This window comes from Streptococcus mitis, assembly GCF_047464945.1.
GTDB lineage: Bacteria > Bacillota > Bacilli > Lactobacillales > Streptococcaceae > Streptococcus > Streptococcus mitis_EA.
Genome location: NZ_JASHAX010000002.1, coordinates 68,833 through 93,796 on the forward strand (window position 1 = coordinate 68,833; position 24,964 = coordinate 93,796).

The window sequence follows — 24,964 nt, forward strand, 5'->3', positions numbered from 1 at the left end:
TAGGAGGAAGCATGGTATCTGTAACACAACGTATCAAAGAAATTAACCAACCTCGAGGTGGTTCCCTGCCCATCAAGTTATTTTCAGTTGAGCAGTTCGATGACCACAGAGTTCTGTATTCTGTAGAGTCTGTATCGCCTAGTTTAGTGGGGATTTGTGTGGACTACTTGACTCGCCTTATGAAAGGGGCAGAAGCCCGTGATGCTTTCAGAATTTCTCTCATGGGAGCTCATAGGGTTGACATGGGAGACCTGGCAGAAGCACTACTCGATTTGATGACAGGATTGGACGATTTATCGATAGAAAGTGCCTGTCGTCTAGCATCCTTTGATGTCGTCATTCGTGCAGGGATTAGGTATTATAAACCTTTTGAGGAAATTTCGGTGGATGCCGAAACGATAGAGAATATTCGTATCATGGTAGAACGAAGTCTTTGCTTTTTCGACCTCTATGGTCCTTTAGTAAAAGATGGCTTTCATTTTCATGGAGGTTATACAGATACGATTGATAAGGGGGATGGAGATTTTCTTACTAAGGATACATTGTGGGATTTTAAGGTGACGAAAATTGCTCCTAATAAAGACCATACACTACAAGTCCTTGTATACTATATCATGGGGCTACATTCCTTTGACCCCGATTTCCTTTCTATCGAAAATCTTGGATTTTATAACCCTCGAAAAAATATCGTTTATCAACTTCCAGTCTCCTCTATTTCTTTAGATTTGATTCAAACGATTGAGAATGAAGTGATTTGTTATAAATGATTGCTTGTTTAAAAAAATATTTGTAAAACTTAGAAAGAAACATTATGGAAACAACACAAACGTCCCAGTCGCTCTACCAAGCCCTGTGGAACTCAGCGGATGTTCTCCGCTCTAAGATGGATGCCAATGATTACAAGTCCTATCTCTTGGGTATGGTCTTTTATAAGTATCTGTCAGATAAGATGCTCTTTTTCGTGGCGGAGACTATGGAGGAGGGGAGTGAGAGTCTAGAGGCTGCCCTTGAAGTCTATCGTAACTACTATGAGGATGCGGACACCCACGAGGATCTTCTTGCGGTCATGAAGGACGAACTCAACTATATTATCAAGCCAGACTTGACTTTTACGGCTCTGGTAGAACGTGTCAATGAGGGGACTTTCCAGCTTGAAGATTTGGCTCAGGGTTTTCGTGATATTGAGCAGAGTGACGAACTATATGAAAATCTCTTTGAAGATATTGACCTCTATTCCAAAAAGCTAGGGGCTACTCCGCAAAAGCAAAACCAAACGGTGGCGGCGGTCATGAAGGAGTTGGCTGTGCTAGATGTGGCTGGACATGCTGGTGATATGCTGGGGGATGCCTATGAGTATCTGATCGGTCAGTTTGCGACTGACTCGGGCAAGAAGGCTGGTGAGTTCTATACGCCGCAGCCTGTTGCCAAGCTCATGACTCAGATTGCCTTTTTGGGTCGTGAAGACCAGCTAGGCTTTACCATCTATGATGCGACTATGGGTTCTGGCTCTCTCTTGCTCAATGCCAAGAAATATTCTCATAAACCGCAGACAGTGGTCTATTTTGGTCAGGAACTCAATACCTCGACCTATAATTTGGCTCGGATGAACATGATTCTGCACGGTGTTCCTGTTGAGAATCAATTCCTCCACAATGCTGATACCTTGGATGAAGACTGGCCGACTCAAGAACCGACCAACTTTGATGGTGTTCTCATGAACCCTCCATACTCAGCCAAGTGGTCTGCAAGCTCTGGCTTTCTGAATGATCCTCGTTTCTCTCCATTTGGGAAACTTGCTCCCCAGTCCAAGGCTGACTTTGCCTTTCTCCTACATGGATATTACCACCTCAAGCAGGATAATGGAGTTATGGCTATCGTCCTTCCCCACGGTGTGCTTTTCCGTGGAAATGCAGAAGGAACCATTCGCAAGGCCTTGTTAGAAGAAGGAGCTATTGACACGGTTATCGGTCTACCAGCCAATATCTTCTTTAATACCAGCATTCCGACCACGGTTATCATTCTCAAAAAGAACCGTACCAACCGTGATGTCTACTTTATCGATGCTTCTAAGGAGTTTGATAAGGGCAAAAATCAGAATATCATGACGGATGCTCATATCGAGAAGATTCTGGAAGCCTACAAGTCACGTGAGGAGATTGATAAGTTTGCCCATCTAGCAAGCTATGAAGAAATCGTCGAAAATGACTATAACCTCAATATCCCTCGCTATGTAGATACCTTTGAGGAAGAAGAAGTCGAGCCACTGACAGACATCGTCAGCAAGATTAACACGACAAATGAAGCAATCCAAAACCAAACCGCTTCCCTACTCGAAATGCTCGGTCAACTACACGGAACCACACCAGAAGCCGATGCTGAACTTAAAGAGTTTTTGAAAGAGTTTGAAGGGTGATGGGGAAATAAGGATATAGAAAAGGAATTGTGCTTATGAAGTCAAATGAAAATGAAGAAAGTCAAACAAGTGTAGGAATAGCATTGATCTCGGATCATGATTTTACTAGTGATGTGGATGAAGTAGCTTGGGATTTTTATCTCAAATATTATGGAGAAAACCTCTGTCAAAAAAATCAAAGTAAGTTTTTATTTTCTCATAAAGGGATTGAAATTTATGCTAGTGGAGATGTATCTTTTAATATAAATTTTACAAAAAGGAAACTTTATGAATCGATTATTAGTGAAGCTGAAATTTCTGAAAGTTTAAAGGATTCTTTTAGCGTTATGCGTTATTCGCCTATGAATATCAGTATTTTACCTCAAGCTGGAGGATTAAATAATACGAAACAGTCTCTAGGGAATGATCGATTTGATACTTTTGCTTATTTTATTGATCAATATTATGATGGCTTCAAAACTCCTATTATTAATGCTGGAGCGCCTAAGATGTTCATTAAAAAGAGATTGGAATTGGAAAAATTTTTGGATAGCTATAATAGTTCTATTGAATTCTTTGAAGATATTTATGGGCTTGAAAAGCATTTTGTTAATAAATTAATAAGATCAGGTAACCGTACAATTACAAAAAAAGAAGACTATTGTTACTATTTGAAATTGGCTCATGATTATTGGAATTCTAGACTAAGTCAAAAGAAAATTCAAGATTATCTAGATAAACGGACAATTGAAAAATATCAAAATCATTTGAATACCATTTTAAACGAGATTGAAATACTAGAAAATAGTATCAATAAGCAATAAATCATACTTTAAGAGTCTACTTCATAGAACTGTTACTTTGTTTCCATATTTCCTGGAAACTGATAGAAAAACAAGGAGAAACATGGAACAAACTAACCAAAAATCCCAATGCCAGCAACTCTGGGCGAGAAACAAATACCTCGTGTTGAGCCATTCCAGCAATATTTACAATGAGATTCGCCAATACTTGAAGAATGAAGAGGTGGAGGTAAGTCATGTTCAAGAACTAATCGATCGTGCCTGTCAAATCCCTGAGCATAGAGGTCAGGCTTGCAATGCCTTTCAGCATATTTGGGGCTATTTCAAAAAGAAAGCGACAGATGCTGAACGCAAAGACTATATGCTCTTGCTAGATTGCTACCGCTTTGGTCAGGCTTCTAAGGAAGACTTAATCGCTAAGACTCGAGACTTGCTTGATCGCTATCCAAATACCTACTTGCAACATTCAACTTTACTGAAAGGATATTGTCATGAGACTTTGGCATGAGGTTTTGATTTCACAGCTTCCTCGTCCTCAACTCTTGGGGCAACATCGAGAGTGTTGTGCCCTGCGTGGCAATGGCTGGGGCAGAAAGCATGCGACGGTGGACTATGTCTTTACTCACTCGCCCTATCGTCTCTATGCCTATCATGACTTGATTATGGAGGAGATGGTGAAACGAGGCTTTAAGGTCAGTCCAGAGTGGCTGGACAAGAACTACCGAGGTAAGCCCTGCCCTCCTTATCAAGATTTAGCAGAGGAAAAGCTGAAAAGTCCTATCTATAGTGAGCATGATGCTACCTACTATGAGGAGTGTCTGGCAAATCTCCGAGAGAAGGGGATAGACCTATAGTCTTTTCTAATAACAAGCCATAGTCACTTATAAGAATTACTAATAACAGGTTTGAACCGTCTAACTGAAATATAGTTAAAAAACAAGCTACACAAAGGATTTGAGTCATTTGTCTCAAGTCTTTTTCTTTTGTTTAAAACAGAGATATAGTTTCAAACTATATCAAAGCCTAATTTTTTACAATTATACAGATGATTTCTTTTCTGTTAAGATAGTTTCAACAACAAATTTTGGAGGACACATCATGTCAACTACAATCATCGGTTTCCCTCGTTTGGGCGAATTCCGCGAATTAAAATTTACAACTGAAAAATACTTTAGAAAAGAAATCTCAGAAGAAGAACTTTTGACAGCAGCAAAAGAATTGCGTGCTAAACACTGGAACATTGTCAAAGAAAAAGGCATCACTGAAATTCCATCAAATGACTTTTCTCACTATGACAACTTCCTAGATGCAGCTTTCCTTTTCAACGTGGTACCTGCATCTGTTCAAAACTTGGACTTGTCTGACCTTGAGCGCTACTTTGCTTTGGGACGTGGTTACCAAGGAGAAAAAGGGGATGTTCGCGCCCTTCCAATGAAAAAATGGTTCAACACCAACTACCACTACATCGTTCCTAAATTTGAAAAAGATACTCAAGTCAAACTTGCAGGTCACAAGATTTTCGATGAGTTCCAAGAAGCCAAAGAACTTGGATTGAACACTCGTCCAGTTCTTGTAGGTCCATTCACTTTCCTTCAATTGTCAGACTTTGAAGAAGGTGTGAAAGCAGAAGACTTCGTAGACAGCTTAGTGGCTGCTTACCAAGAAGTTTTTGCAAAATTGGCTGAACTTGGTGCGACTCGTATCCAATTGGATGAAGCGGCTCTTGTAAAAGACTTGACAGCTGAAGAGAAAGCTCTCTTCTTGAACCTCTACAACAAACTTTTGGCTGACAAAAAAGGTCTTGAAGTCTTGCTTCAAACTTACTTTGGTGACGTTCGTGACGTTTACGCTGACCTTGTGAACTTGCCAGTAGATGCCATTGGTCTTGACTTCGTTGAAGGTAAGAAAACTCTTGAATTGGTTAAAGGTGGTTTCCCAGCTGATAAGACTCTTTATGCAGGTATTGTCAATGGTAAAAACATCTGGCGCAACAACTACGAAAAGAGCTTGGCTGTTCTTGAACAAATTCCAGCTGAAAACATTGTATTGACAAGCTCATGCTCACTTCTTCATGTGCCATTTACAACTGCTAATGAAGAATTTGAACCAGCTATCTTGAACCACTTTGCCTTTGCAGTTGAAAAATTGGATGAGATTCGTGATTTGGATGCTATCCGCAATGGTCAAGGTGAAGCAGCACTTGCAGCTAACAAAGAACTCTTTGCGACTGAGCGTGTTGGTGAAAATGCTGAACTTCGTGCGCGTATCGCTGGCTTGACAGACGCAGACTACACTCGTTTGCCAGCCTTTGCAGAACGTGAAGCTATCCAAGAAGAAGCTTTCAAACTTCCAGCTCTTCCAACAACAACTATCGGTTCATTCCCTCAAACAAAAGAAGTTCGTGCTAAACGTTTGGCTTACCGTAAAGGCGAATTGTCTCAAGAAGAGTACGACGCTTTCCTTGCTGAAACAATTGACGAATGGATCAAATGGCAAGAAGATATCGACTTTGATGTCCTTGTTCACGGTGAGTTCGAGCGTAATGACATGGTTGAGTACTTTGGTCAAAACTTGTCAGGTTACCTCTTCTCTAAAAATGGTTGGGTACAATCATACGGTATGCGTGGAGTTAAACCACCAATCATCTGGGGTGATGTCACTCGTCTTAACCCTATCACTGTTAAATGGTCTAGCTATGCACAAAGCCGTACAAACAAACCTGTTAAAGGTATGTTGACTGGACCAGTAACTATTCTCAACTGGTCATTCCCACGTGAGGACATCTCTATCAAGGATTCTACTCTTCAAATCGCCCTTGCTATCAAGGATGAAGTGCTCGACCTTGAAGCTGCTGGTGTGAAAATCATCCAAATCGACGAGGCTGCTCTTCGTGAAAAATTGCCACTTCGTCGTAGCGACTGGTACGAAGACTACCTTGACTGGGCAATTCCTGCCTTCCGCTTGGTACACTCAACAGTAGCTCCAGACACACAAATCCACACTCACATGTGTTACTCAGAATTTACAGATATCATCCCAGCTATCGATAACTTGGATGCGGACGTTATCTCATTTGAGGCTAGCCGTTCAAACCTTGAAATCTTGGACGAACTCAAAGCGAAAAACTTCCAAACAGAAGTGGGACCTGGGGTTTACGATATCCACTCACCTCGTGTGCCAAATGAAGGCGAAATCGACCATACAATCGAAGCTATCCTTGCTAAAGTGCCAAGCAAGAAAGTTTGGATCAACCCTGACTGTGGTTTGAAAACACGTGGTATTCCAGAAACAAAAGAAAGCTTGATCCGCCTTGTTGAAGCAGCTAAAGCTGCGCGTGAGAAATTGTAAGATAAGGATTTCTTAAGAAGTGCTGTTTGGTCAATCTGCCTGTTTCACTTGGATTTCAGGAATCCAGCTAACGAAAAATCAACTAGAAAAGGATAATGACTATGTCACGCCAAACACCGTCACTCTCATTTGAAGTGTTCCCTCCCAACCCAGCCGTGGGTAATGATAACATTATTTCTGCTCTTCAAGATATGCAGGAGTTGGCTCCCCACTTTATCAGTGTGACTGCCAGTAATAATAAATTTAATATCAAGGAAACGACGGTTCGTTTGGCTGACTTTATCCAAAATGACTTGGCGATTCCGACTATTGCTCACTTGCCAGCCATTTATTTGACCAAGGACAAGGTTGCTGAAACGATTGCAGACTTGGACAAGGTTGGGGTGCAGAAAATCTTGGCTCTTCGTGGGGATATTATTCCTGATGTGGAACCACAAAAGGATTTCCGCTACGCAACGGACTTGATTGAGTTCATCAAGGAACAAGCCCCTCACTTTGATATTGTTGGTGCTTGTTATCCAGAAGGGCATCCAGATTCACCAAATCAGATTTCAGATATTCAAAATCTTAAGAAGAAAGTAGATGCAGGTTGTTCGAGCCTCGTAACTCAGCTTTTCTTTGACAATGAGCGCTTCTATGATTTCCAAGATAAGTGCATCTTGGCTGGGATTGATGTTCCCATTCATGCAGGGATTATGCCAATTCTGAACCGAAATCAGGCTCTCCGCCTCTTGAAGACTTGTGAGAATATCCATCTTCCACGTAAATTTAAAGCCATCTTAGACAAGTATGAGCATGACCCTGAGTCGCTCAGAGCAGCAGGACTTGCCTATGCAGTGGACCAAATCGTGGACTTGGTAACTCAGGATGTTGCCGGTGTGCATCTCTACACAATGAACAATGCGGATACAGCAAAATACATCCACCAAGCAACCCATGCCTTGTTTAATCATCAGTCTCTAGGATAATAAAAAGTAAACCATTCTTCTCAAGTGAGGGGAATGGTTCCTTTTTAATGGTAAAGACCGCACTTTTTAAGAAAAATATGATAAAATAAACTCTGTACGTACTTGATACAAAGATGAGGGTATAAACAGATTCCTAGCTATTCAAATCTGCTATAAAAGGTATAAATGCTAAAGAATAATATTTTTAAACTTTTCAAAGTATTTAGATAGTTGAACACGGGCTAAATCCCTAGTGAAAAAGATAGATTTCCTGGTGTGCATCGCACACTGCGTCAATCTCCTATTTTCATACGGGATTCTTCACGCCCTTTGTATCCTGATTTTTGTAGGCAAGGCGTATAATTTCATCAATCCAAAGGGGATTAAAATGACAAAACAAGTGTTTCAAACGACTTTTGCGGGTCGTGAGTTAATTGTAGAGACTGGTCAGGTTGCTAAGCAAGCGAATGGCGCAGTTGTCGTACGTTACGGTGAGTCAACTGTCTTGACTGCTGCCGTTATGTCTAAGAAGATGGCAACTGGGGATTTCTTCCCTCTTCAAGTCAACTACGAAGAAAAAATGTATGCAGCTGGGAAGTTTCCTGGTGGCTTTATGAAACGTGAAGGACGTCCTTCAACGGATGCGACCTTGACAGCGCGTTTGATTGACCGTCCAATCCGTCCTATGTTTGCGGAAGGTTTCCGTAACGAAGTGCAAGTCATCAACACCGTGCTTTCTTATGATGAAAATGCCTCTGCACCGATGGCTGCTATGTTTGGTTCATCCTTAGCACTATCTATCTCAGATATTCCATTTGACGGCCCAATTGCTGGGGTACAGGTGGGCTATGTCGACGGTGAAATCATCATCAACCCAAGTCAAGAACAAGCAGAACAATCTCTCCTTGAATTGACAGTTGCTGGTACCAAGCACGCCATCAACATGGTAGAGTCTGGTGCTAAAGAATTGTCAGAAGAAATCATGTTGGAAGCCCTTCTTAAAGGGCACGAAGCAGTTAAAGAATTGATTGCCTTCCAAGAAGAAATCGTTGCAGCTGTCGGTAAAGAAAAAGCAGAAGTAGAATTGCTTCATGTGGATGCTGACTTGCAGGCTGAAATCATCGCAGCCTACAACAGCGACCTCCAAAAAGCCGTCCAAGTAGAAGAAAAATTGGCTCGTGAAGCTGCAACTCAAGCAGTGAAAGACCAAGTGACTGCTGTTTACGAAGAAAAATATGCAGACCACGAAGAATTTGACCGTATCATGCGTGATGTGGCTGAAATCTTGGAACAAATGGAACACGCTGAAGTGCGCCGCTTGATTACAGAAGACAAGGTGCGTCCTGACGGCCGTAAGGTTGATGAGATCCGTCCTTTGGATGCGGTTGTTGACTTCCTTCCTCGTGTACATGGTTCAGGTCTCTTTACTCGTGGCCAAACTCAAGCTCTTTCAGTTTTGACTTTGGCTCCAATGGGTGAAACTCAAATCATCGATGGTTTGGACCCAGAGTACAAGAAACGCTTTATGCACCACTATAACTTCCCTCAATATTCTGTAGGCGAAACTGGTCGTTATGGTGCGCCAGGTCGTCGTGAAATTGGTCACGGTGCTCTCGGTGAGCGTGCTCTTGCTCAAGTCTTGCCAAGTTTGGAAGAATTCCCATATGCCATCCGCTTGGTAGCAGAGGTCTTGGAATCAAACGGTTCTTCCTCTCAAGCTTCTATCTGTGCGGGGACGCTTGCTCTTATGGCTGGTGGTGTGCCAATTAAGGCGCCAGTAGCTGGTATTGCCATGGGACTTATCTCAGATGGAAATAACTATACAGTATTGACAGATATTCAAGGTTTGGAAGACCACTTTGGAGACATGGACTTCAAGGTTGCAGGAACTCGTGACGGGATTACAGCCCTTCAAATGGATATCAAGATTCAAGGGATTACTGCAGAAATCTTGACTGAAGCACTTGCTCAAGCCAAGAAAGCGCGTTTTGAAATCCTTGATGTGATTGAAGCAACCATTCCAGAAGTTCGTCCAGAATTGGCTCCAACTGTTCCGAAAATTGATACCATCAAGATTGATGTGGACAAGATTAAGATTGTCATTGGTAAGGGTGGAGAAACCATCGACAAGATTATCGCTGAAACAGGCGTTAAGATTGATATCGACGAAGAAGGAAATGTGTCTATCTACTCTAGCGATCAAGATGCTATCAATCGTGCTAAAGAAATTATTGCTGGTTTGGTTCGTAAAGCTAAGGTGGATGAAGTTTACCATGCTAAGGTTGTTCGTATCGAGAAATTTGGTGCCTTTGTTAACCTCTTTGATAAGACAGATGCCCTTGTTCATATCTCGGAGATGGCTTGGACGCGTACCAATAATGTCGAAGACTTGGTAGCAATCGGGGATGAAGTTGATGTTAAGATTATCAAGATTGATGAAAAAGGACGTGTGGATGCTTCTATGAAAGCCCTTCTTCCTCGTCCTCCAAAACCTGAACGTGATGAAAAAGGCGAAAAGTCTGAGAGACCTCACCGCCCACGTCATCACAAGGATCACAAACCTAAGAAAGAAATTACAGAAACACCAAAAGATTCAGAATAAGAAAAGGAGAAATGTATGGGATGGTGGCGCGAAACCATTGATATCGTAAAAGAAAATGATCCAGCGGCCCGCACCACTTTGGAGGTTTTGCTGACTTATCCAGGTGTCAAGGCCTTGGCGGCCCACCGTCTCTCGCATTTTCTCTGGAAGCACGGCTTCAAACTCCTGGCTCGTATACACAGTCAGTTTTGGCGCTTTTGGACTCAGATTGAGATTCATCCAGGTGCTCAGATCGATTCAGGTGTCTTTATTGACCATGGTTCTGGCTTGGTGATTGGAGAGACAGCTATCGTTGAGACGGGAGTTCTCCTCTATCACGGGGTGACTCTTGGTGGGACTGGTAAGGATGTTGGCAAACGCCATCCGACTGTGCGTAAAGGAGCTCTCATATCGGCTCATGCCCAAGTTATCGGACCTGTGGAAATCGGTGAAAATGCTAAGGTCGGTGCAGCAGCAGTTGTCGTGGCAGACGTACCTAGTGATGTGACGGTTGTTGGTATTCCTGCTAAGATTGTCCGTGTACATGGTAAAAAGGATGAGCCGGTCATTCACGAAGTCGAAGAAAAACGAGAGTACTACGTCAATAAACTCGAGCAGGCTAAAGAAGCCAGTCACAGATCGTCTGGGTTGTAGAGGGTACCTATATGATTCAAGCAAGAAACAAGTTAAGCCAAGAGGAGCTATCTGAGGCGAAAAAACTAATTAACTATTGCCAAAACCATGACGGTACCTATCGTGATCCCTATCTCTCTAACATGCTTAATTTTGATCCAAACATGCCCGCCTTTTTCCTTTATTATGAAAAAGGCGAACTTGTTGGTTTATTAACTGTCTATGCAGATGATCAAGATGTAGAAGTGACGATACTGGTTCATCCAGCTCATCGCCGTCAGGGGATTGCGCGTGCATTGTTTACTAGTTTTGAGAAAGAAACGGCTTCTTTCTCTATTCGTTCAGTGACTTTTCAGACAGAACGTATTTTTCTAGAACATCATCCTGATTTTGTCAATAACTGGCGGCTGGTAGAGGATGAAGATACAGAAACTTGGTTAGGTAAGGATAGAAGACCTTATCCGTTAGCAAAGGTTTCTAATCTTGAAGTTTTGTTAGCAGATAGTTCGTATCAGGAGCAAATCAGTCAGTTAAAATTTCAGGCATTCTCAGAAGAGCATGAATCTAGAGAGATTGTGGATAGATATGTCGCTGAAGCTCTGAAGGATCCAGAAAGTCGCTTATATATTTTGTTAAAAGACGGTCAGGTTATTGGAACTTGTACGGTAGATTTATCGACTAATACGAATTACTTCTACGGTTTAGCAATATCGGAACCTGAACGTGGGAAAGGCTATGGAAGCTACTTAGCAAAATCCCTTGTCAACCAACTAATTGAGCAAAATGATAAGGAATTTCAGATTGCCGTGGAAGATAGCAATGTAGGTGCCAAACGTTTGTATGAAAAAATTGGCTTTGTCAAACAGACTCAGGTGGTTTATCTGAATGAGAAAGGAGCAAGGGATTCCGAAGTGTAGAGACATTCGGACTGAAATTCAATTGAACTCTTAGTGATGAAACTAACTGTTCTCGGATTTTGGCTTTCCTGACTATGATTTATGATTAAAATTTACGACACTATGTCTCGTGATTTGCGAGAATTTGTCCCGATTGAGGACGGCAAGGTCAAGATGTATGTTTGTGGGCCAACCGTGTACAACTATATTCACGTGGGGAATGCCCGTTCAACGGTGGCTTTTGATACCATTCGTCGCTATTTTGAGTATCGTGGTTATGAGGTTGCCTATATTTCCAATTTTACGGATGTGGATGATAAGATTATCAACCGTGCCAAGGAAGAGGGCATCACGCCTCAGGAGGTTGCGGACAAGTACATCGCTGCCTTTCGTGAGGATGTGACGGCCTTGGGCGTGAAACCTGCGACTCGCCACCCTCGTGTGGTGGAGTTTATGGCTGACATCATCCGCTTTGTGGAAGACTTGATTGAAAAAGGTTTTGCCTATGAGAGCCAAGGGGATGTTTACTTCCGTGTGGAAAAATCCCACAACTATGCCAAGTTGGCTAACAAAACCTTGGAAGACTTGGAGCTGGGTGCTTCAGGTCGTACCGATGAAGAAACGGCTCGCAAGGAAAATCCTGTAGACTTTGCCCTATGGAAATCTGCCAAACCAGGCGAGATTTCTTGGGACAGTCCTTGGGGACCTGGTCGTCCGGGCTGGCATATCGAGTGTTCGGTTATGTCAACAGAAATTTTGGGCGATACTATTGATATCCACGGTGGTGGAGCCGATCTCGAGTTTCCTCATCACACCAACGAAATTGCCCAGTCTGAAGCTAAAACAGGCAAGACTTTTGCCAACTACTGGATGCACAATGGCTTTGTCAATATCGACAATGTCAAGATGTCCAAGTCCTTGGGGAACTTTATCACCGTACACGATGCCCTTAAGACTCTTGATGGTCAAGTTCTTCGTTTCTTCTTTGCGACTCAACATTATCGCAAGCCTATCAACTTTACAGAAAAGGCAGTGCGGGATGCAGAGACTAATCTCAAGTATCTAAAGAACACTTACGAACAACCATTTTCTGGGACTGTAGATGCTCAAGAGTTGCAAGCTTTTAAAGATAAGTTTGTAGCAGCAATGGATGAAGATTTTAACGCTGCTAACGGTATCACAGTGGTCTTTGAAATGGCCAAATGGATTAACTCTGGCAACTATGATGCAAGTGTCAAGCAAGCTCTTGCGGATATGTTGGAAGTCTTTGGAATTGTCTTTATTGAGGAAGTTTTGGATGCAGAGATTGAAGACTTGATCCAAAAACGACAAGAAGCGCGTGCCAATCGTGACTTTGCTACAGCGGACCAGATCCGTGACCAATTGGCTGCTCAAGGGATTAAGCTCCTTGACACCAAGGATGGAGTGAGGTGGACTCGTGATTGATGTCAATCTCATTAACGGGATTGCGTTAGCTTTTGAGGGGGATGCGGTGTATTCTATGTATATTCGCCGTCACCTCATCCTCAAAGGTATGACCAAGCCCAATAAACTCCACCAAGAGGCGACAAAGTATGTCTCAGCCAAGGCTCAGGCTCGCCTGATTTCCCTTATGTTAGAGGAGCAAGTCCTGACAGAAAAAGAAGAAGAAATCTACAAACGTGGCCGCAATACCAATAGCCACACCAAGGCCAAAAATGCTGATGTGGTGACTTACCGTATGTCCACAGGTTTTGAAGCAGTCATGGGGTATCTCCATATGACTGAAAATCTGGAACGTCTTGAGAGCTTGATTTCGTGGTGCATCCAAAAAGTGGAGGTCTAGGACATGATGGCAAAAGAACTACAAGACTGGTTTCCTGAGGCTCAGATTTCAGACCAACCAGTAGAGAAAGAGGGCTATCTCACGCTCCCTTTGGCTTCTCAGCAGTGGTTTTTGCTGGAGAAATCTAGCCTCAGTGAGCGTGAAAAGCAGTTGATTTCCCTTTTGACCCAGCAGGAGCAGGCTCGTTCGCTCAATCCGTGGTATTATTTTTTGATTGAGGGCAAGGGGCAGGTACCGCAAGCTTTTAAAAAGATTCAGCTGGTTTACTGTCATCTTTCCTATTTTCAGCAGGAAAATCTAGCTTCTTGGCTAGATATGATGCGGACTCTTTTTCCGAACTGTCAGACGGTGATTCAGGTCGGAGCTCAGGATTATGTTTTCGTGCTTCAACAAGATAAGTATACACCTGTACGAGCTATTTTAAGTGATACGATTGAAGCAGTTGAGTATGACTTTGGACTGCGTCTCTCTATCATGTTAGGTCAGGTTTGGTCTCAGACGGGACATCAAGCCCTATCAGACTTAATCAAAGCAGAGCGGGACTTGTTTAAGACTTGGTGGCGTCAGGGTCACCAAGGTGTTCATACCTTTTCTCAGCTCTATCTTTGGAGTATGGGAGAAAGACTCGCGGACTTGAGTGTAATCAAGGAATGTCTGCACCAGATGATTTTGGATCAAGACCAGATTCAGGAGATTGTTCTCTCTCTTTGGGAAAACAGTGCTGTCCTTACAAAAACAGCCCAGCAACTCTATCTGCACCGCAATTCTCTCCAATACAAGATTGATAAATGGGAAGAGTTGACAGGGCTTCAGTTGAAGGAGTTGACCGACCTGACCCTGTGTTATCAATTGATTTTACCAGATATTCTCTAAAGTTTTGTGCAAGTTGCACAGAACTTTTTTGTTTTTTTGGTCACCTTGCCATAGAAATGTAAAGCGTTTTCATCTATAATATAATTATCAAAAGACAAAAGGAGTTCACCTCATGGTAGAATTGAATCTTAAAAATATTTACAAAAAATATCCAAACAGCGAACACTACTCAGTTGAAGACTTCAACTTGGACATCAAAGACAAAGAATTTATCGTTTTCGTAGGTCCTTCAGGATGTGGTAAATCAACAACTCTTCGTATGATTGCTGGTCTTGAAGACATCACAGAAGGTACTGCATCTATCGATGGCGTGGTTGTCAACGACGTAGCTCCAAAAGACCGTGACATCGCCATGGTATTCCAAAACTACGCTCTTTACCCACACATGACTGTTTATGATAACATGGCTTTCGGTTTGAAATTGCGTAAATACAGCAAGGAAGACATCGACAAACGTGTGCAAGAAGCAGCTGAAATCCTTGGATTGAAAGAATTCTTGGAACGTAAACCAGCTGACCTTTCAGGTGGTCAACGTCAACGTGTTGCCATGGGGCGTGCCATCGTCCGTGATGCAAAAGTGTTCTTGATGGACGAGCCTTTGTCAAACTTGGATGCCAAACTTCGTGTATCAATGCGTGCTGAAATCGCTAAAATCCACCGTCGTATCGGAGCTACAACTATCTACGTAACTCACGACCAAACAGAAGCGATGACACTTGCAGACCGTATCGTTATCATGTCAGCAACTAAGAACCCTGCTGGTACAGGTACTATCGGACGTGTGGAACAAATCGGTACTCCTCAAGAAGTTTACAAAAACCCAGTTAACAAATTCGTAGCAGGATTCATCGGAAGCCCAGCTATGAACTTCATCAATGTGAAATTGGTTGGAAGCGAAATTATTTCAGACGGTTTCCGTTTGAAAGTTCCAGAAGGAGCATTGAAAGTTCTTCGTGAAAAAGGCTACGAAGGTAAAGAATTGATTTTCGGTATCCGTCCAGAAGACGTGAATGCAGAACCTGCTTTCCTTGAAACATTCCCAGAATCAGTTGTCAAAGCTACTATCTCAGTATCAGAATTGCTTGGTTCAGAATCTCACCTTTACTGCCAAGTTGGTAAAGATGAATTTGTTGCTAAAGTTGACGCTCGTGACTACTTGCAAACAGGTGCAACAGTTGAACTTGGATTTGACTTGAACAAAGCACACTTCTTCGACGTAGAAACTGAAAAAACAGTCTACTAAGATAAATGAAACTCAAAACACTGCTAGAAATCTGGCAGTGTTTTTTGCGATTGAGTAGAAAAAACTCTCCATGTACTTGGAGAGCTAATTTATTATTCTGCAGCTTGTTGCCAACGTTTTGCTAGCATATGAGACAGGCTAGAAATGGCTAGGTTGAAGCTGAAGTAGATGAGGGCAATCAGGATGTACAGACTGAAGACTTGCTCTGGTTCGAAATAACGGCCCATGAGAATTTGGCTGGCTCCAAAGAGTTCTTGTAGGGCGATAACAGAGTAGAGAAGACTGGTATCTTTAATTACGGTTACAAACTGAGAAATGATGGCTGGCAGCATTTTACGAATAGCTTGTGGGAGAATGATGTGGTAGAGGATTTGCATAGAGGTAAATCCTTGGGACATTCCTGCTTCGTACTGGCCCTTGTCTACGGCATTGAGGCCACCTCGGATAATCTCAGCTAAGGCTGCTGAGGTAAAGAGGGTAAAGGCAGTGATTCCTGCTGGTGTGGATTTCATTTTGAAAACTAAAAAGATGGTGAAAATCCAGAGGAGGTTGGGAACGTTACGCACAAATTCGATGTAAATGCTGGAAATGATGCGTAAGATAGGATTTTTGCCATTTCTCATGACGGCTAGCACTGTACCGATAAGGGTAGAGAGGACGATAGCAATCAGAGAAATATAGAGGGTCAAGCCAAATCCTTTAAAGATAAAGACTAGGTTATCTGGGGTCAAAACTTCTAAAATGGATTCCATAGTAACCTCCTAAAGTGAATAGGCTTTTTTGTTTGCTTGCTCCATCTTGCGACCAAACTGGGCAACAGGGAAGCATAGAGAAAAGTAGAGAAGGGCAGCGCCTAGAAAGGCTGGGATATAGTTTCCGTTAAGAGCTGACCAAGATTTGGTCACAAACATCAAGTCGACTCCAGAGATGATAGCGACTGTAGAGGTATTCTTGATGAGGTTGACGATTTGGTTGGTCAAAGGAGGGAGAATGATACGGAAGGCCTGAGGCAAGATAATCAAGCGCATGGCACTGATATAGGTAAACCCTTGCGACAAGGCGGCCTCCATCTGACCGCTAGGAATAGACTGAATCCCTGAGCGAATCACCTCAGCGATATAGGCGCCGTGATAGAGTCCCACGCAGAGAACAGCCGTCCAATAAATCGGAATCATGATGATATGGTCACTGATAAGAGGTAGACCATAAAAAACGATAACAAACTGCACCAAGAGGGGAGTGTTTTGGTAAAATTCCACAAATATGCGAGCTAAGATTCGCAAAATTGGACGTTTGCTGGTTGACATGGCTCCGAAGAAGATGCCCAAAACCATGGCTAGGATAAAGGATCCGATTGCTAGGGCAAGAGTGAAGAGGAAGCCATTGAAAAATTGTCCAAAATCCTGAAAATAGGTTATCCAAGATGATAAATCTGTCATAGGGTGTCCTCCTTAATCTGCGGTATGGCTAGATGGTTTGAGCTTGTAACGGTCATAAAGTTTCTGCAAACTACCATCCTTGCTCCATTTAGTAACCAAGTTATCGAGATAGTCGTTGAGCTCGGTATTTGATTTCTTGGTAACGATACCGTAGTCAGATGGCTTGAAACTATCATCTAGTAGTACTGTGCGCTTGCTGATGTAGCCAGATAGAATCGAGCGGTCAACGGAAAAGGCATCAATACGGTGAGCGTGTAGGGAAGTAATCAATTCTGGGTAGGAACCAAGTTCGACGAATTTAAAGGTCAAGCCTTTCTTTTTGCCCAGTTCAGTAATCAGGCGTTGAGTAATGGAACCTTGGGCAACTCCGATGGTTTTTCCGTTTAGGTCCTCAATCTTTTTGATTTTGGCAGACTTATTGACCAAAAATCCAGAGGCATCTGTGTAGTAAGGGCTGGTGAAGTTATAGAGTTTTTTGCGTTCATCTGTGATGGTAAAGGTCGCGATATCCATATCGACCTGTTCATTGTCTAGAAGTGGTCCACGAGTTTGTGCAGTAACAGGCACATAGCGAACCTTGACCTTGAGCTCATCAGCGACCATCTTGGCTAAGTCAGTTTCGATACCAGAATAGGTCCCTGTCTTGGGATCTTTGTAGCCGAAGTTGGGAACGTCTTGTTTGACACCGACAACCAGTTCGCCTCTTTTTTGAATATCAGCGACGCTGGTATCAGCCTGGACTGGTTTTGCAGAAGCAAGGCCGAAAAGGCTAATCAGTAATGCTGATAAAAAGAATTTCTTTTTCATAGACGCCTCCTTATTTTACTTTGTCACTTTCGTGGTTGATGATTTTGCTGAGGAATTGTTGGGCACGAGGTTCGCTTGGATTGTCGAAAAAGTCATCGACATCTGTCGTATCCACCAAAACTTCTCCGTCAGCCATAAAGATGATGCGGTCGGCAACTTCACGGGCAAAGCCCATTTCATGAGTAACGACAATCATATTCATACCATCGTGGGCCAATTTTTGCATAACTGCCAGAACATCGCCGATGGTTTCAGGGTCTAGGGCAGATGTTGGTTCATCAAAGAGAAGGAGTTCAGGATGCATAGCGAGTCCACGTGCAATGGCGATCCGTTGTTTTTGTCCACCAGACAGCATGGCTGGATATGAATCTTTCTTGTCCCACATATTTACAAATTCCAGATATTTTTGAGCTGTTTTTTCAGCTTCTTTTTTATCAATTCCTAGAACTTTTATGGGTGCGAGTGTTACGTTTTCTAACACTGTTTTGTGAGGGTAGAGGTTAAAATGCTGGAAAACCATGCCGACTTCCTTACGTAGAGGCACTAAATCTTTCTGGCTGGCACCAGCAACTTGGTGGCCATTGACTAGAAGACTTCCCTTGTCGACAGCCTCCAAACCATTGATGGTACGGATAAGAGTGGATTTTCCAGAACCAGATGGTCCGAGTAGGACAACGACTTGTCCTTTTTCAAAACGGAGATTGATGTCGCGGAGTGCGTGGTAGTCTCCGTAATATTTTTCGACGTGTTCAAATTCTACTAAAGCCATAAGGAATCTCCTTTGTGTTAGATTTTATAACACGATTCTACACCAAAAGAATTGCCTTGTCAAATCATATCTTAAAAATTCACTAAAATTTTATAAAAAAGCAATCTGGATAGAGAAAAAGCCTAAATCATGTTATAATGAAGCAATAGAATTCTTAGAAAGAGTGGATGTCTTTTTGATAACACCTACTTATGAATGGCAGTTTGCCCCGCAAGTAGAAGATGCGGATTTTACAAAGATAGCCAAGAAGGCTGGATTGGGTCCTGAGGTGGCTCGGTTATTATTTGAAAGAGGGATTCAGGACCAAGAAAGTCTGAAGAAGTTTTTAGAACCTTCCTTGGAGGACTTGCACGACCCTTATCTGCTCCATGATATGGACAAGGCAGTAGAACGGATTCGTCAAGCCATTGAAGAAGGGGAAAATATCCTCGTTTACGGTGATTATGATGCGGATGGTATGACTTCAGCTTCGATTGTGAAGGAAAGTTTGGAACAGCTTGGTGCTGAGTGCCGGGTTTATCTGCCCAATCGTTTTACTGACGGCTATGGACCTAATGCCAGTGTTTACAAATACTTTATCGAGCAAGAAGGGATTTCTTTGATTGTGACGGTGGATAATGGGGTTGCTGGTCACGAAGCCATTGAATTGGCCCAGTCTATGGGAGTGGATGTCATCGTGACAGACCACCATTCCATGCCTGAAACCCTGCCAGATGCCTATGCTATTGTCCATCCTGAACATCCGGATGCGAACTATCCTTTCAAATATTTGGCTGGTTGTGGAGTTGCTTTCAAGCTGGCTTGTGCCCTTTTAGAAGAAGTACAAGTGGAACTACTGGATTTGGTTGCTATTGGTACCATTGCTGATATGGTTAGTTTGACAGATGAGAACCGTATCTTGGTTCAGTATGGGTTGGAAATGTTGGGACACACTCAGCGCATTGGTCTACAAGAAATGATGGATATGGCTGGGATTGTTGCCAATGAAGTGACAGAAGAGACAGTTGGTTTCCAGATTGCCCCTCGTTTGAATGCCTTGGGCCGCTTGGATGATCCCAATCCTGCCATCGATTTGCTGACTGGGTTTGATGATGAGGAAGCGCATGAGATTGCTCTCATGATTCATCAGAAAAACGAAGAGCGCAAGGAAATCGTCCAGTCTATCTATGAAGAAGCTAAGACCATGGTGGACCCTGAGAAGAAGGTCCAAGTCTTGGCCAAGGAAGGCTGGAATCCTGGGGTTCTAGGAATCGTGGCTGGTCGTTTGTTGGAAGAACTAGGGCAGACAGTCATCGTTCTCAATATAGAGGACGGTCGTGCCAAGGGTAGTGCTCGTAGTGTGGAAGCGGTCGATATTTTTGAGGCGCTGGATCCCCATCGAGACCTCTTTATCGCCTTTGGTGGCCATGCTGGTGCAGCTGGGATGACGCTGGAAGTTGAGAAACTTTCAGATTTATCTCAAGTCTTGGAAGAGTATGTTCGTGAAAAAGGTGCAGATGCTACTGGCAAGAACAAGTTAAATCTAGATGAAGAGTTGGATTTGGAGACTTTGAGTCTTGAAACAGTCAAGAATTTTGAACGTTTGGCACCTTTTGGCATGGACAATCAGAAACCTATCTTTTATATAAAGGATTTTCAGGTCGAAAGTGCCCGTACTATGGGAGCAGGCAACGCCCATCTCAAGCTGAAAATTTCCAAGGGTGAGGCGAGTTTTGAAGTGGTAGCCTTTGGCCAAGGTAGATGGGCAACAGAATTTGCTCAAACCAAGAGTCTAGAGTTGGCAGTCAAATTGTCTGTCAACCAATGGAATGGCCAAACTGCCCTGCAGTTGATGATGGTGGATGCGCGTGTGGAGGGTGTTCAACTTTTTAACATCCGTGGGAAGAATGCAGTCTTGCCAGAAGGAGTTCCAGTCTTGGATTTTGCTGGAGAACTGCCGAATCTAGTAAATAGTGAAGCTATTGTCGTGAAAACCGTTCCTGAGGATATTACTCAGCTGAAGACCATTTTTCAGGAACAGAATTTTTCTGCTGTCTATTTCAAAAATGATATTGACAAGGCCTATTATCTGACAGGGTATGGGACTAGAGAGCAGTTTGCCAAATTGTACAAGACCATCTACCAGTTTCCAGAGTTTGATATTCGCTATAAGCTGAAAGATTTGGCAGCTTATCTTAATATTCAACAAATCTTGCTGGTCAAGATGATTCAAGTGTTTGAAGAACTAGGCTTTGTGACCATCAAAGATGGGGTCATGACAGTCAATAAAGAGGCTCCAAAGCGAGAGATAGGAGAAAGTCAGATTTACCAAAATCTCAAACAAACCGTCAAAGACCAAGAAATGATGGCGCTGGGAACTGTGCAAGAAATTTATGACTTTTTAATAGAAAAAGAGTAGACGTAGGAAAGAGTTGGGCAACCAGCTCTTTTTTGAAAACGAATCTTCATTTTGAAAATCATCAAAAAAATGGTATAATGGTAGGAAAAGATTCGGCTAAAAGTAGTGCTTTTAGAATAAAAGGGCAAGTAACCCTATAATCAAAATAAATTAAGCTTTCGGAGGAAAAATGAGTAATATCAGTTTAACAACACTTGGTGGTGTACGTGAAAACGGGAAAAATATGTATATCGCTGAAATCGATGGATCTATTTTCGTTTTGGATGCAGGTCTAAAATACCCTGAAAATGAACAACTAGGGGTGGATGTGGTCATTCCTAATATGGACTACCTTTTTGAAAATAGCGATCGTATCGCTGGGGTCTTCTTGACCCACGGCCATGCGGATGCCATTGGTGCTCTGCCTTATCTCTTGGCTGAAGCCAAGGTACCTGTATTTGGCTCTGAATTGACCATTGAGTTGGCAAAACTCTTTGTCAAAGGAAATGACACAGTTAAGAAATTCAATGATTTCCATGTCATTGATGAGAATTCGGAGATTGATTTTGGAGGAACTGTGGTTTCCTTCTTCCGTACGACTCACTCTATCCCAGAAAGTCTGGGTGTGGTCTTGAAGACAGCTGAAGGTAGTATCGTTTATACAGGTGACTTCAAATTTGACCAGACAGCTAGTGAATCCTATGCGACAGACTTCGCTCGTTTGGCAGAAATCGGTCGTGATGGAGTTCTAGCTCTTCTTAGCGACTCAGCCAATGCAGATAGCAATATCCAAGTGGCTAGTGAAAGTGAAGTTGGGGATGAAATTACCCAAACTATTGCGGACTGGGATGGTCGTATCATCGTTGCGGCGGTAGCCAGCAACCTCTCTCGTATCCAGCAGGTGTTTGACGCTGCGGATGCAACAGGCCGTCGTGTGGTCTTGACAGGATTCGATATTGAAAATATCGTCCGTACTGCTATTCGCCTTAAGAAATTGTCTCTAGCTAACGAGAGTCTTTTGATTAAGCCAAAAGATATGTCTCGTTTTGAGGACCATGAGTTGATTATCCTTGAGACAGGTCGTATGGGTGAGCCTATCAACGGTCTTCGCAAGATGTCGATTGGTCGTCACCGTTATGTGGAAATCAAGGACGGTGACTTGGTCTATATCGTAACCACTCCGTCTATCGCCAAAGAAGCAGTCATGGCGCGTGTGGAAAACATGATTTATCAAGCTGGCGGGGTTGTCAAACTGATCACTCAAAGCTTGCGTGTATCAGGCCACGGAAATGCGCGTGATTTGCAGTTGATGATTAATCTCTTGCAACCTAAGTATCTCTTCCCGATTCAAGGGGAATACCGTGAGTTGGATGCTCACGCTAAGGCTGCTATGGCAGTTGGGATGTTGCCAGAACGCATTTTTATCCCTAAAAAGGGAACCAGCATGGCTTATGAGAATGGGGACTTTGTTCCAGCTGGAGCGGTTTCGGCAGGCGATGTCTTGATTGATGGAAATGCCATCGGTGATGTTGGCAATGTGGTTCTTCGTGACCGTAAGGTCTTGTCAGAGGATGGCATTTTCATCGTAGCTATCACAGTTAACCGTCGTGAGAAGAAAATTGTAGCCAAGGCTCGTGTTCATACGCGCGGATTTGTTTATCTCAAGAAGAGCCGTGATATTCTCCGTGAAAGTTCAGAATTGATTAACCAAACGGTAGAAGACTATCTTCAAGGAGATGACTTTGACTGGGCAGATCTCAAAGGGAAGGTTCGTGATAATCTGACCAAGTATCTCTTTGACCAAACCAAACGTCGTCCAGCTATTTTACCAGTAGTCATGGAAGCAAAATAATCGTTGAAATAAACGGAGAGAAAGTCGAATTTCGGCTTTTTCTTATAGAAAAATAGAGGAAAAAATTATGGCAGTAATGAAAATCGAGTATTACTCACAAGTTTTGGATATGGAGTGGGGAGTGAATGTTCTTTATCCTGATGCCAATCGAGTGGAAGAACCAGAGTGTAAAGACATTCCCGTCTTGTACCTTTTGCACGGGATGTCTGGCAATCATAATAGTTGGCTCAAGCGGACCAACGTAGAACGCTTACTTCGAGGAACTAATCTCATCGCTGTCATGCCCAATACCAGCAATGGTTGGTACACCGATACCCAGTATGGTTTTGACTATTACACAGCTCTAGCAGAGGAATTGCCAAAGGTTTTGAAACGCTTCTTCCCTAATATGACCAGTAAGCGTGAAAAGACCTTTATCGCTGGTCTCTCTATGGGAGGCTATGGCTGCTTTAAACTGGCTCTTGCAACAAATCGTTTTTCTCATGCAGCTAGTTTTTCAGGTGCTCTTAGCTTTCAAGAGTTTTCTCCTGAGAGTCAAAATCTGGGGACACCTGCTTATTGGAGAGGTGTGTTTGGGGAAATTAAAGATTGGACCGCTAGTCCTTATTCGCTTGAAAGTCTGGCTAAAAAATCGGACAAAAAGACCAAGCTGTGGGCTTGGTGTGGTGAGCAGGATTTCTTGTATGAAGCCAATAATCTCGCAGTGAAAAACCTCAAAAATCTGGGATTTGATGTGACCTATAGCCATAGCGCTGGAACCCACGAGTGGTACTACTGGGAAAAACAATTGGAACGTTTTTTAGCAACCCTACCAATTGATTTCAAATTAGAAGAGAGATTGACTTAGTTTGAACTTCAGCATAGGGGGAGTAGAACTAAAATAAAATATGTTTTCACTAGACTTTTCAAACGAAAGTAGTAGAATAGTAATAAGATACTGGAGGAAAGAGAGTAGGAAATGTACCGTTATCAAATTGGCATTCCCGCATTAGAATATGATCAGTTTGTCAAAGACCATGAATTAGGCAATGTATTACAAAGTAGTGCTTGGGAAAAAGTGAAATCTGATTGGAATCATGAGAGGCTTGGTGTCTATGAAGAGGGGAAGTTACTGGCTGTGGCTAGTATTCTCATAAAATCTCTGCCTTTAGGCTATAAAATGTTTTATATTCCAAGAGGTCCTATATTGGATTACAGGGATATAGAACTTTTAAAGTTTGTCCTGCAGTCCATTAAGTCTTATGCTCGCAGTAAGAGAGCGGTTTTTGTGACTTTCGATCCAAGTATTTGTCTATCTCAATATTTGGTCAATCAAGATAAGATAGAATATCCTGAAAATCTTGCTATTGTTGAGATTTTAGGGCAATTAGGAGTGAAATGGTCTGGGCGGACAACCGAGATGGATGACACCATTCAGCCTCGTATTCAGGCGAAAATATATAAGGAAAATTTTGAAGAAGATAAACTTTCTAAATCAACGAGGCAATCTATCCGAACAGCACGAAATAAAGGGCTTGAGATTCAATATGGTGGACTGGAACTATTAGATTCATTTTCGGAGTTGATGAAAAAAACTGAGAAGCGAAAAGAGATTCATTTAAGAAATGAAACCTATTATAAAAAATTATTAGATAACTTTAAAGAAGATTCTTATATCACGCTAACGAGTTTGGATGTTTCTAAGCGTTTAAGAGAATTAGAAGAACAGTTAGAAAAAAATAGAGTAGTTGCAGAAAAATTTAATGATGCAACCAAATCTTCAAAAATTCAGGAAAATATAAAAGAAAAAGAACGTTTAGAAGAGGAAATAGATTTCTTGCAGGGATATATGAATATGGGAAAATCAAACATTCCCTTAGCGGCTACTTTGAGTTTGGAATTTGGTATTACCTCTGTCAATCTATATGCTGGTATGGATGATGATTTTAAACGTTACAATGCACCAATTTTAACTTGGTATGAAACGGCTCGCTATGCCTTTGAGCGAGGTATGTTGTGGCAAAATTTAGGTGGTGTTGAAAACTCTCTCGATGGTGGACTTTATCATTTTAAGGAAAAATTTAATCCAACGATTGAAGAATATTTGGGTGAATTTACAATGCCTATCCATCCTCTCTATCCTCTGTTAAGACTTGCTCTTGATTTCCGTAAAACATTAAGAAAAAAACATAGAAAGTAA

The 24,964-nt window shown here is 42.4% G+C and carries 22 protein-coding genes; 18 read left to right on the forward strand and 4 right to left on the reverse strand.

Annotated features, from left to right (window positions below; all coding sequences use genetic code 11):
• Window positions 1–11: 11 nt before the first annotated feature.
• From QM424_RS03015 to QM424_RS03080, 14 genes are all read left to right on the forward strand, one after another.
• Window positions 12–767 (forward strand): hypothetical protein, encoded by a 756-nt coding sequence (locus tag QM424_RS03015; RefSeq protein WP_414392918.1) that lies wholly within the window; start codon window positions 12–14, stop codon window positions 765–767.
• Between the two features lie 44 nt (window positions 768–811).
• Window positions 812–2,413, forward strand: coding sequence for a type I restriction-modification system subunit M (locus QM424_RS03020; RefSeq protein WP_414392919.1), 1,602 nt, complete (start codon window positions 812–814; stop codon window positions 2,411–2,413).
• 35 nt (window positions 2,414–2,448) lie between these two features.
• On the forward strand, window positions 2,449–3,216 hold the full coding sequence (locus QM424_RS03025) for a hypothetical protein (protein ID WP_414392920.1): 768 nt from the start codon (window positions 2,449–2,451) through the stop codon (window positions 3,214–3,216).
• Between the two features lie 82 nt (window positions 3,217–3,298).
• A complete protein-coding gene (locus QM424_RS03030; RefSeq protein WP_414392921.1) occupies window positions 3,299–3,703 on the forward strand; it encodes a YbgA family protein in 405 nt (134 codons plus the stop codon).
• Window positions 3,687–4,049 (forward strand): TIGR02328 family protein, encoded by a 363-nt coding sequence (locus QM424_RS03035; RefSeq protein WP_414392922.1) that lies wholly within the window; start codon window positions 3,687–3,689, stop codon window positions 4,047–4,049. The genes QM424_RS03030 and QM424_RS03035 overlap by 17 nt, the downstream gene beginning before the upstream one ends.
• 244 nt (window positions 4,050–4,293) lie before the next feature.
• Window positions 4,294–6,543 carry a 5-methyltetrahydropteroyltriglutamate--homocysteine S-methyltransferase gene (gene metE / locus QM424_RS03040; protein WP_414392923.1) on the forward strand — a complete coding sequence of 750 codons (2,250 nt, stop codon included), beginning with the start codon at window positions 4,294–4,296 and terminating at the stop codon, window positions 6,541–6,543.
• A 101-nt stretch (window positions 6,544–6,644) separates the two neighbouring features.
• Window positions 6,645–7,511 carry a methylenetetrahydrofolate reductase [NAD(P)H] gene (metF, locus tag QM424_RS03045; protein WP_000089966.1) on the forward strand — a complete coding sequence of 289 codons (867 nt, stop codon included), beginning with the start codon at window positions 6,645–6,647 and terminating at the stop codon, window positions 7,509–7,511.
• A gap of 367 nt (window positions 7,512–7,878) precedes the next feature.
• Window positions 7,879–10,092, forward strand: a complete 2,214-nt coding sequence (pnp, locus tag QM424_RS03050; protein ID WP_414392924.1) for a polyribonucleotide nucleotidyltransferase — start codon at window positions 7,879–7,881, stop codon at window positions 10,090–10,092.
• 15 nt (window positions 10,093–10,107) lie between these two features.
• Window positions 10,108–10,725, forward strand: coding sequence for a serine O-acetyltransferase (cysE, locus tag QM424_RS03055; RefSeq protein ID WP_000539973.1), 618 nt, complete (start codon window positions 10,108–10,110; stop codon window positions 10,723–10,725).
• Window positions 10,726–10,736: 11 nt separating this feature from the next.
• Entirely contained in the window at window positions 10,737–11,621 is an 885-nt protein-coding gene (locus QM424_RS03060; protein ID WP_414392925.1) for a GNAT family N-acetyltransferase, read from the forward strand.
• 81 nt (window positions 11,622–11,702) lie between these two features.
• Window positions 11,703–13,046, forward strand: a complete 1,344-nt coding sequence (gene cysS, locus QM424_RS03065) for a cysteine--tRNA ligase (protein WP_414392926.1) — start codon at window positions 11,703–11,705, stop codon at window positions 13,044–13,046.
• The gene (locus QM424_RS03070) at window positions 13,039–13,425 is read left to right on the forward strand and encodes a Mini-ribonuclease 3 (protein WP_173275471.1); all 387 of its coding nucleotides are present in this window, start codon (window positions 13,039–13,041) and stop codon (window positions 13,423–13,425) included. The genes cysS and QM424_RS03070 overlap by 8 nt, the downstream gene beginning before the upstream one ends.
• Before the next feature lie 3 nt (window positions 13,426–13,428).
• Window positions 13,429–14,298, forward strand: coding sequence for a helix-turn-helix domain-containing protein (locus QM424_RS03075; protein ID WP_414392927.1), 870 nt, complete (start codon window positions 13,429–13,431; stop codon window positions 14,296–14,298).
• Between the two features lie 112 nt (window positions 14,299–14,410).
• Window positions 14,411–15,541 carry an ABC transporter ATP-binding protein gene (locus QM424_RS03080; protein ID WP_000229949.1) on the forward strand — a complete coding sequence of 377 codons (1,131 nt, stop codon included), beginning with the start codon at window positions 14,411–14,413 and terminating at the stop codon, window positions 15,539–15,541.
• 92 nt (window positions 15,542–15,633) lie between these two features.
• On the opposite strand, the gene QM424_RS03085 is transcribed toward QM424_RS03080, so the two are convergent.
• From QM424_RS03085 to QM424_RS03100, 4 genes are read right to left on the reverse strand one after another with little or no spacing between them, the layout of a single operon-like run.
• Window positions 15,634–16,293 carry an amino acid ABC transporter permease gene (locus QM424_RS03085; RefSeq protein WP_223330539.1) on the reverse strand — a complete coding sequence of 220 codons (660 nt, stop codon included), beginning with the start codon at window positions 16,291–16,293 and terminating at the stop codon, window positions 15,634–15,636.
• 9 nt (window positions 16,294–16,302) lie between these two features.
• Window positions 16,303–16,980, reverse strand: a complete 678-nt coding sequence (locus tag QM424_RS03090; RefSeq protein ID WP_414392928.1) for an amino acid ABC transporter permease — start codon at window positions 16,978–16,980, stop codon at window positions 16,303–16,305.
• Between the two features lie 12 nt (window positions 16,981–16,992).
• Window positions 16,993–17,787, reverse strand: coding sequence for a transporter substrate-binding domain-containing protein (locus QM424_RS03095; protein ID WP_317642314.1), 795 nt, complete (start codon window positions 17,785–17,787; stop codon window positions 16,993–16,995).
• Between the two features lie 10 nt (window positions 17,788–17,797).
• A complete protein-coding gene (locus QM424_RS03100) occupies window positions 17,798–18,556 on the reverse strand; it encodes an amino acid ABC transporter ATP-binding protein (RefSeq protein ID WP_001229569.1) in 759 nt (252 codons plus the stop codon).
• A gap of 175 nt (window positions 18,557–18,731) precedes the next feature.
• Between QM424_RS03100 and recJ the strand changes: the two genes are divergently transcribed.
• The 4 genes from recJ to QM424_RS03120 all read left to right on the forward strand — a co-directional run bounded on the left by recJ (window position 18,732) and on the right by QM424_RS03120 (window position 24,964).
• Window positions 18,732–20,954, forward strand: a complete 2,223-nt coding sequence (gene recJ, locus QM424_RS03105) for a single-stranded-DNA-specific exonuclease RecJ (protein ID WP_414392929.1) — start codon at window positions 18,732–18,734, stop codon at window positions 20,952–20,954.
• A gap of 169 nt (window positions 20,955–21,123) precedes the next feature.
• Window positions 21,124–22,785, forward strand: coding sequence for a ribonuclease J (locus QM424_RS03110; RefSeq protein ID WP_414392930.1), 1,662 nt, complete (start codon window positions 21,124–21,126; stop codon window positions 22,783–22,785).
• Window positions 22,786–22,852: 67 nt separating this feature from the next.
• Complete coding sequence (locus QM424_RS03115; protein WP_414392931.1) at window positions 22,853–23,632, forward strand: alpha/beta hydrolase; 780 nt, start codon at window positions 22,853–22,855, stop codon at window positions 23,630–23,632.
• Window positions 23,633–23,743: 111 nt separating this feature from the next.
• Window positions 23,744–24,964 (forward strand): peptidoglycan bridge formation alanyltransferase MurM, encoded by a 1,221-nt coding sequence (locus QM424_RS03120; protein WP_414392932.1) that lies wholly within the window; start codon window positions 23,744–23,746, stop codon window positions 24,962–24,964.

What these genes read in the sequence shown, in the direction of transcription:
- QM424_RS03080 (WP_000229949.1), top strand. Translation starts at nt 14,411, where the DNA reads ATGGTAGAATTGAATCTTAAAAATATTTACAAAAAATATCCAAACAGC.
- cysE (WP_000539973.1), top strand. Translation starts at nt 10,108, where the DNA reads ATGGGATGGTGGCGCGAAACCATTGATATCGTAAAAGAAAATGATCCA.
- QM424_RS03030 (WP_414392921.1), top strand. Translation starts at nt 3,299, where the DNA reads ATGGAACAAACTAACCAAAAATCCCAATGCCAGCAACTCTGGGCGAGA.
- QM424_RS03095 (WP_317642314.1), bottom strand. Translation starts at nt 17,787, where the DNA reads ATGAAAAAGAAATTCTTTTTATCAGCATTACTGATTAGCCTTTTCGGC.
- QM424_RS03035 (WP_414392922.1), top strand. Translation starts at nt 3,687, where the DNA reads ATGAGACTTTGGCATGAGGTTTTGATTTCACAGCTTCCTCGTCCTCAA.
- QM424_RS03115 (WP_414392931.1), top strand. Translation starts at nt 22,853, where the DNA reads ATGGCAGTAATGAAAATCGAGTATTACTCACAAGTTTTGGATATGGAG.
- cysS (WP_414392926.1), top strand. Translation starts at nt 11,703, where the DNA reads ATGATTAAAATTTACGACACTATGTCTCGTGATTTGCGAGAATTTGTC.
- QM424_RS03120 (WP_414392932.1), top strand. Translation starts at nt 23,744, where the DNA reads ATGTACCGTTATCAAATTGGCATTCCCGCATTAGAATATGATCAGTTT.
- QM424_RS03085 (WP_223330539.1), bottom strand. Translation starts at nt 16,293, where the DNA reads ATGGAATCCATTTTAGAAGTTTTGACCCCAGATAACCTAGTCTTTATC.
- QM424_RS03075 (WP_414392927.1), top strand. Translation starts at nt 13,429, where the DNA reads ATGATGGCAAAAGAACTACAAGACTGGTTTCCTGAGGCTCAGATTTCA.
- metF (WP_000089966.1), top strand. Translation starts at nt 6,645, where the DNA reads ATGTCACGCCAAACACCGTCACTCTCATTTGAAGTGTTCCCTCCCAAC.
- QM424_RS03060 (WP_414392925.1), top strand. Translation starts at nt 10,737, where the DNA reads ATGATTCAAGCAAGAAACAAGTTAAGCCAAGAGGAGCTATCTGAGGCG.
- QM424_RS03110 (WP_414392930.1), top strand. Translation starts at nt 21,124, where the DNA reads ATGAGTAATATCAGTTTAACAACACTTGGTGGTGTACGTGAAAACGGG.
- pnp (WP_414392924.1), top strand. Translation starts at nt 7,879, where the DNA reads ATGACAAAACAAGTGTTTCAAACGACTTTTGCGGGTCGTGAGTTAATT.
- QM424_RS03025 (WP_414392920.1), top strand. Translation starts at nt 2,449, where the DNA reads ATGAAGTCAAATGAAAATGAAGAAAGTCAAACAAGTGTAGGAATAGCA.
- QM424_RS03020 (WP_414392919.1), top strand. Translation starts at nt 812, where the DNA reads ATGGAAACAACACAAACGTCCCAGTCGCTCTACCAAGCCCTGTGGAAC.
- QM424_RS03090 (WP_414392928.1), bottom strand. Translation starts at nt 16,980, where the DNA reads ATGACAGATTTATCATCTTGGATAACCTATTTTCAGGATTTTGGACAA.
- metE (WP_414392923.1), top strand. Translation starts at nt 4,294, where the DNA reads ATGTCAACTACAATCATCGGTTTCCCTCGTTTGGGCGAATTCCGCGAA.
- QM424_RS03100 (WP_001229569.1), bottom strand. Translation starts at nt 18,556, where the DNA reads ATGGCTTTAGTAGAATTTGAACACGTCGAAAAATATTACGGAGACTAC.
- QM424_RS03015 (WP_414392918.1), top strand. Translation starts at nt 12, where the DNA reads ATGGTATCTGTAACACAACGTATCAAAGAAATTAACCAACCTCGAGGT.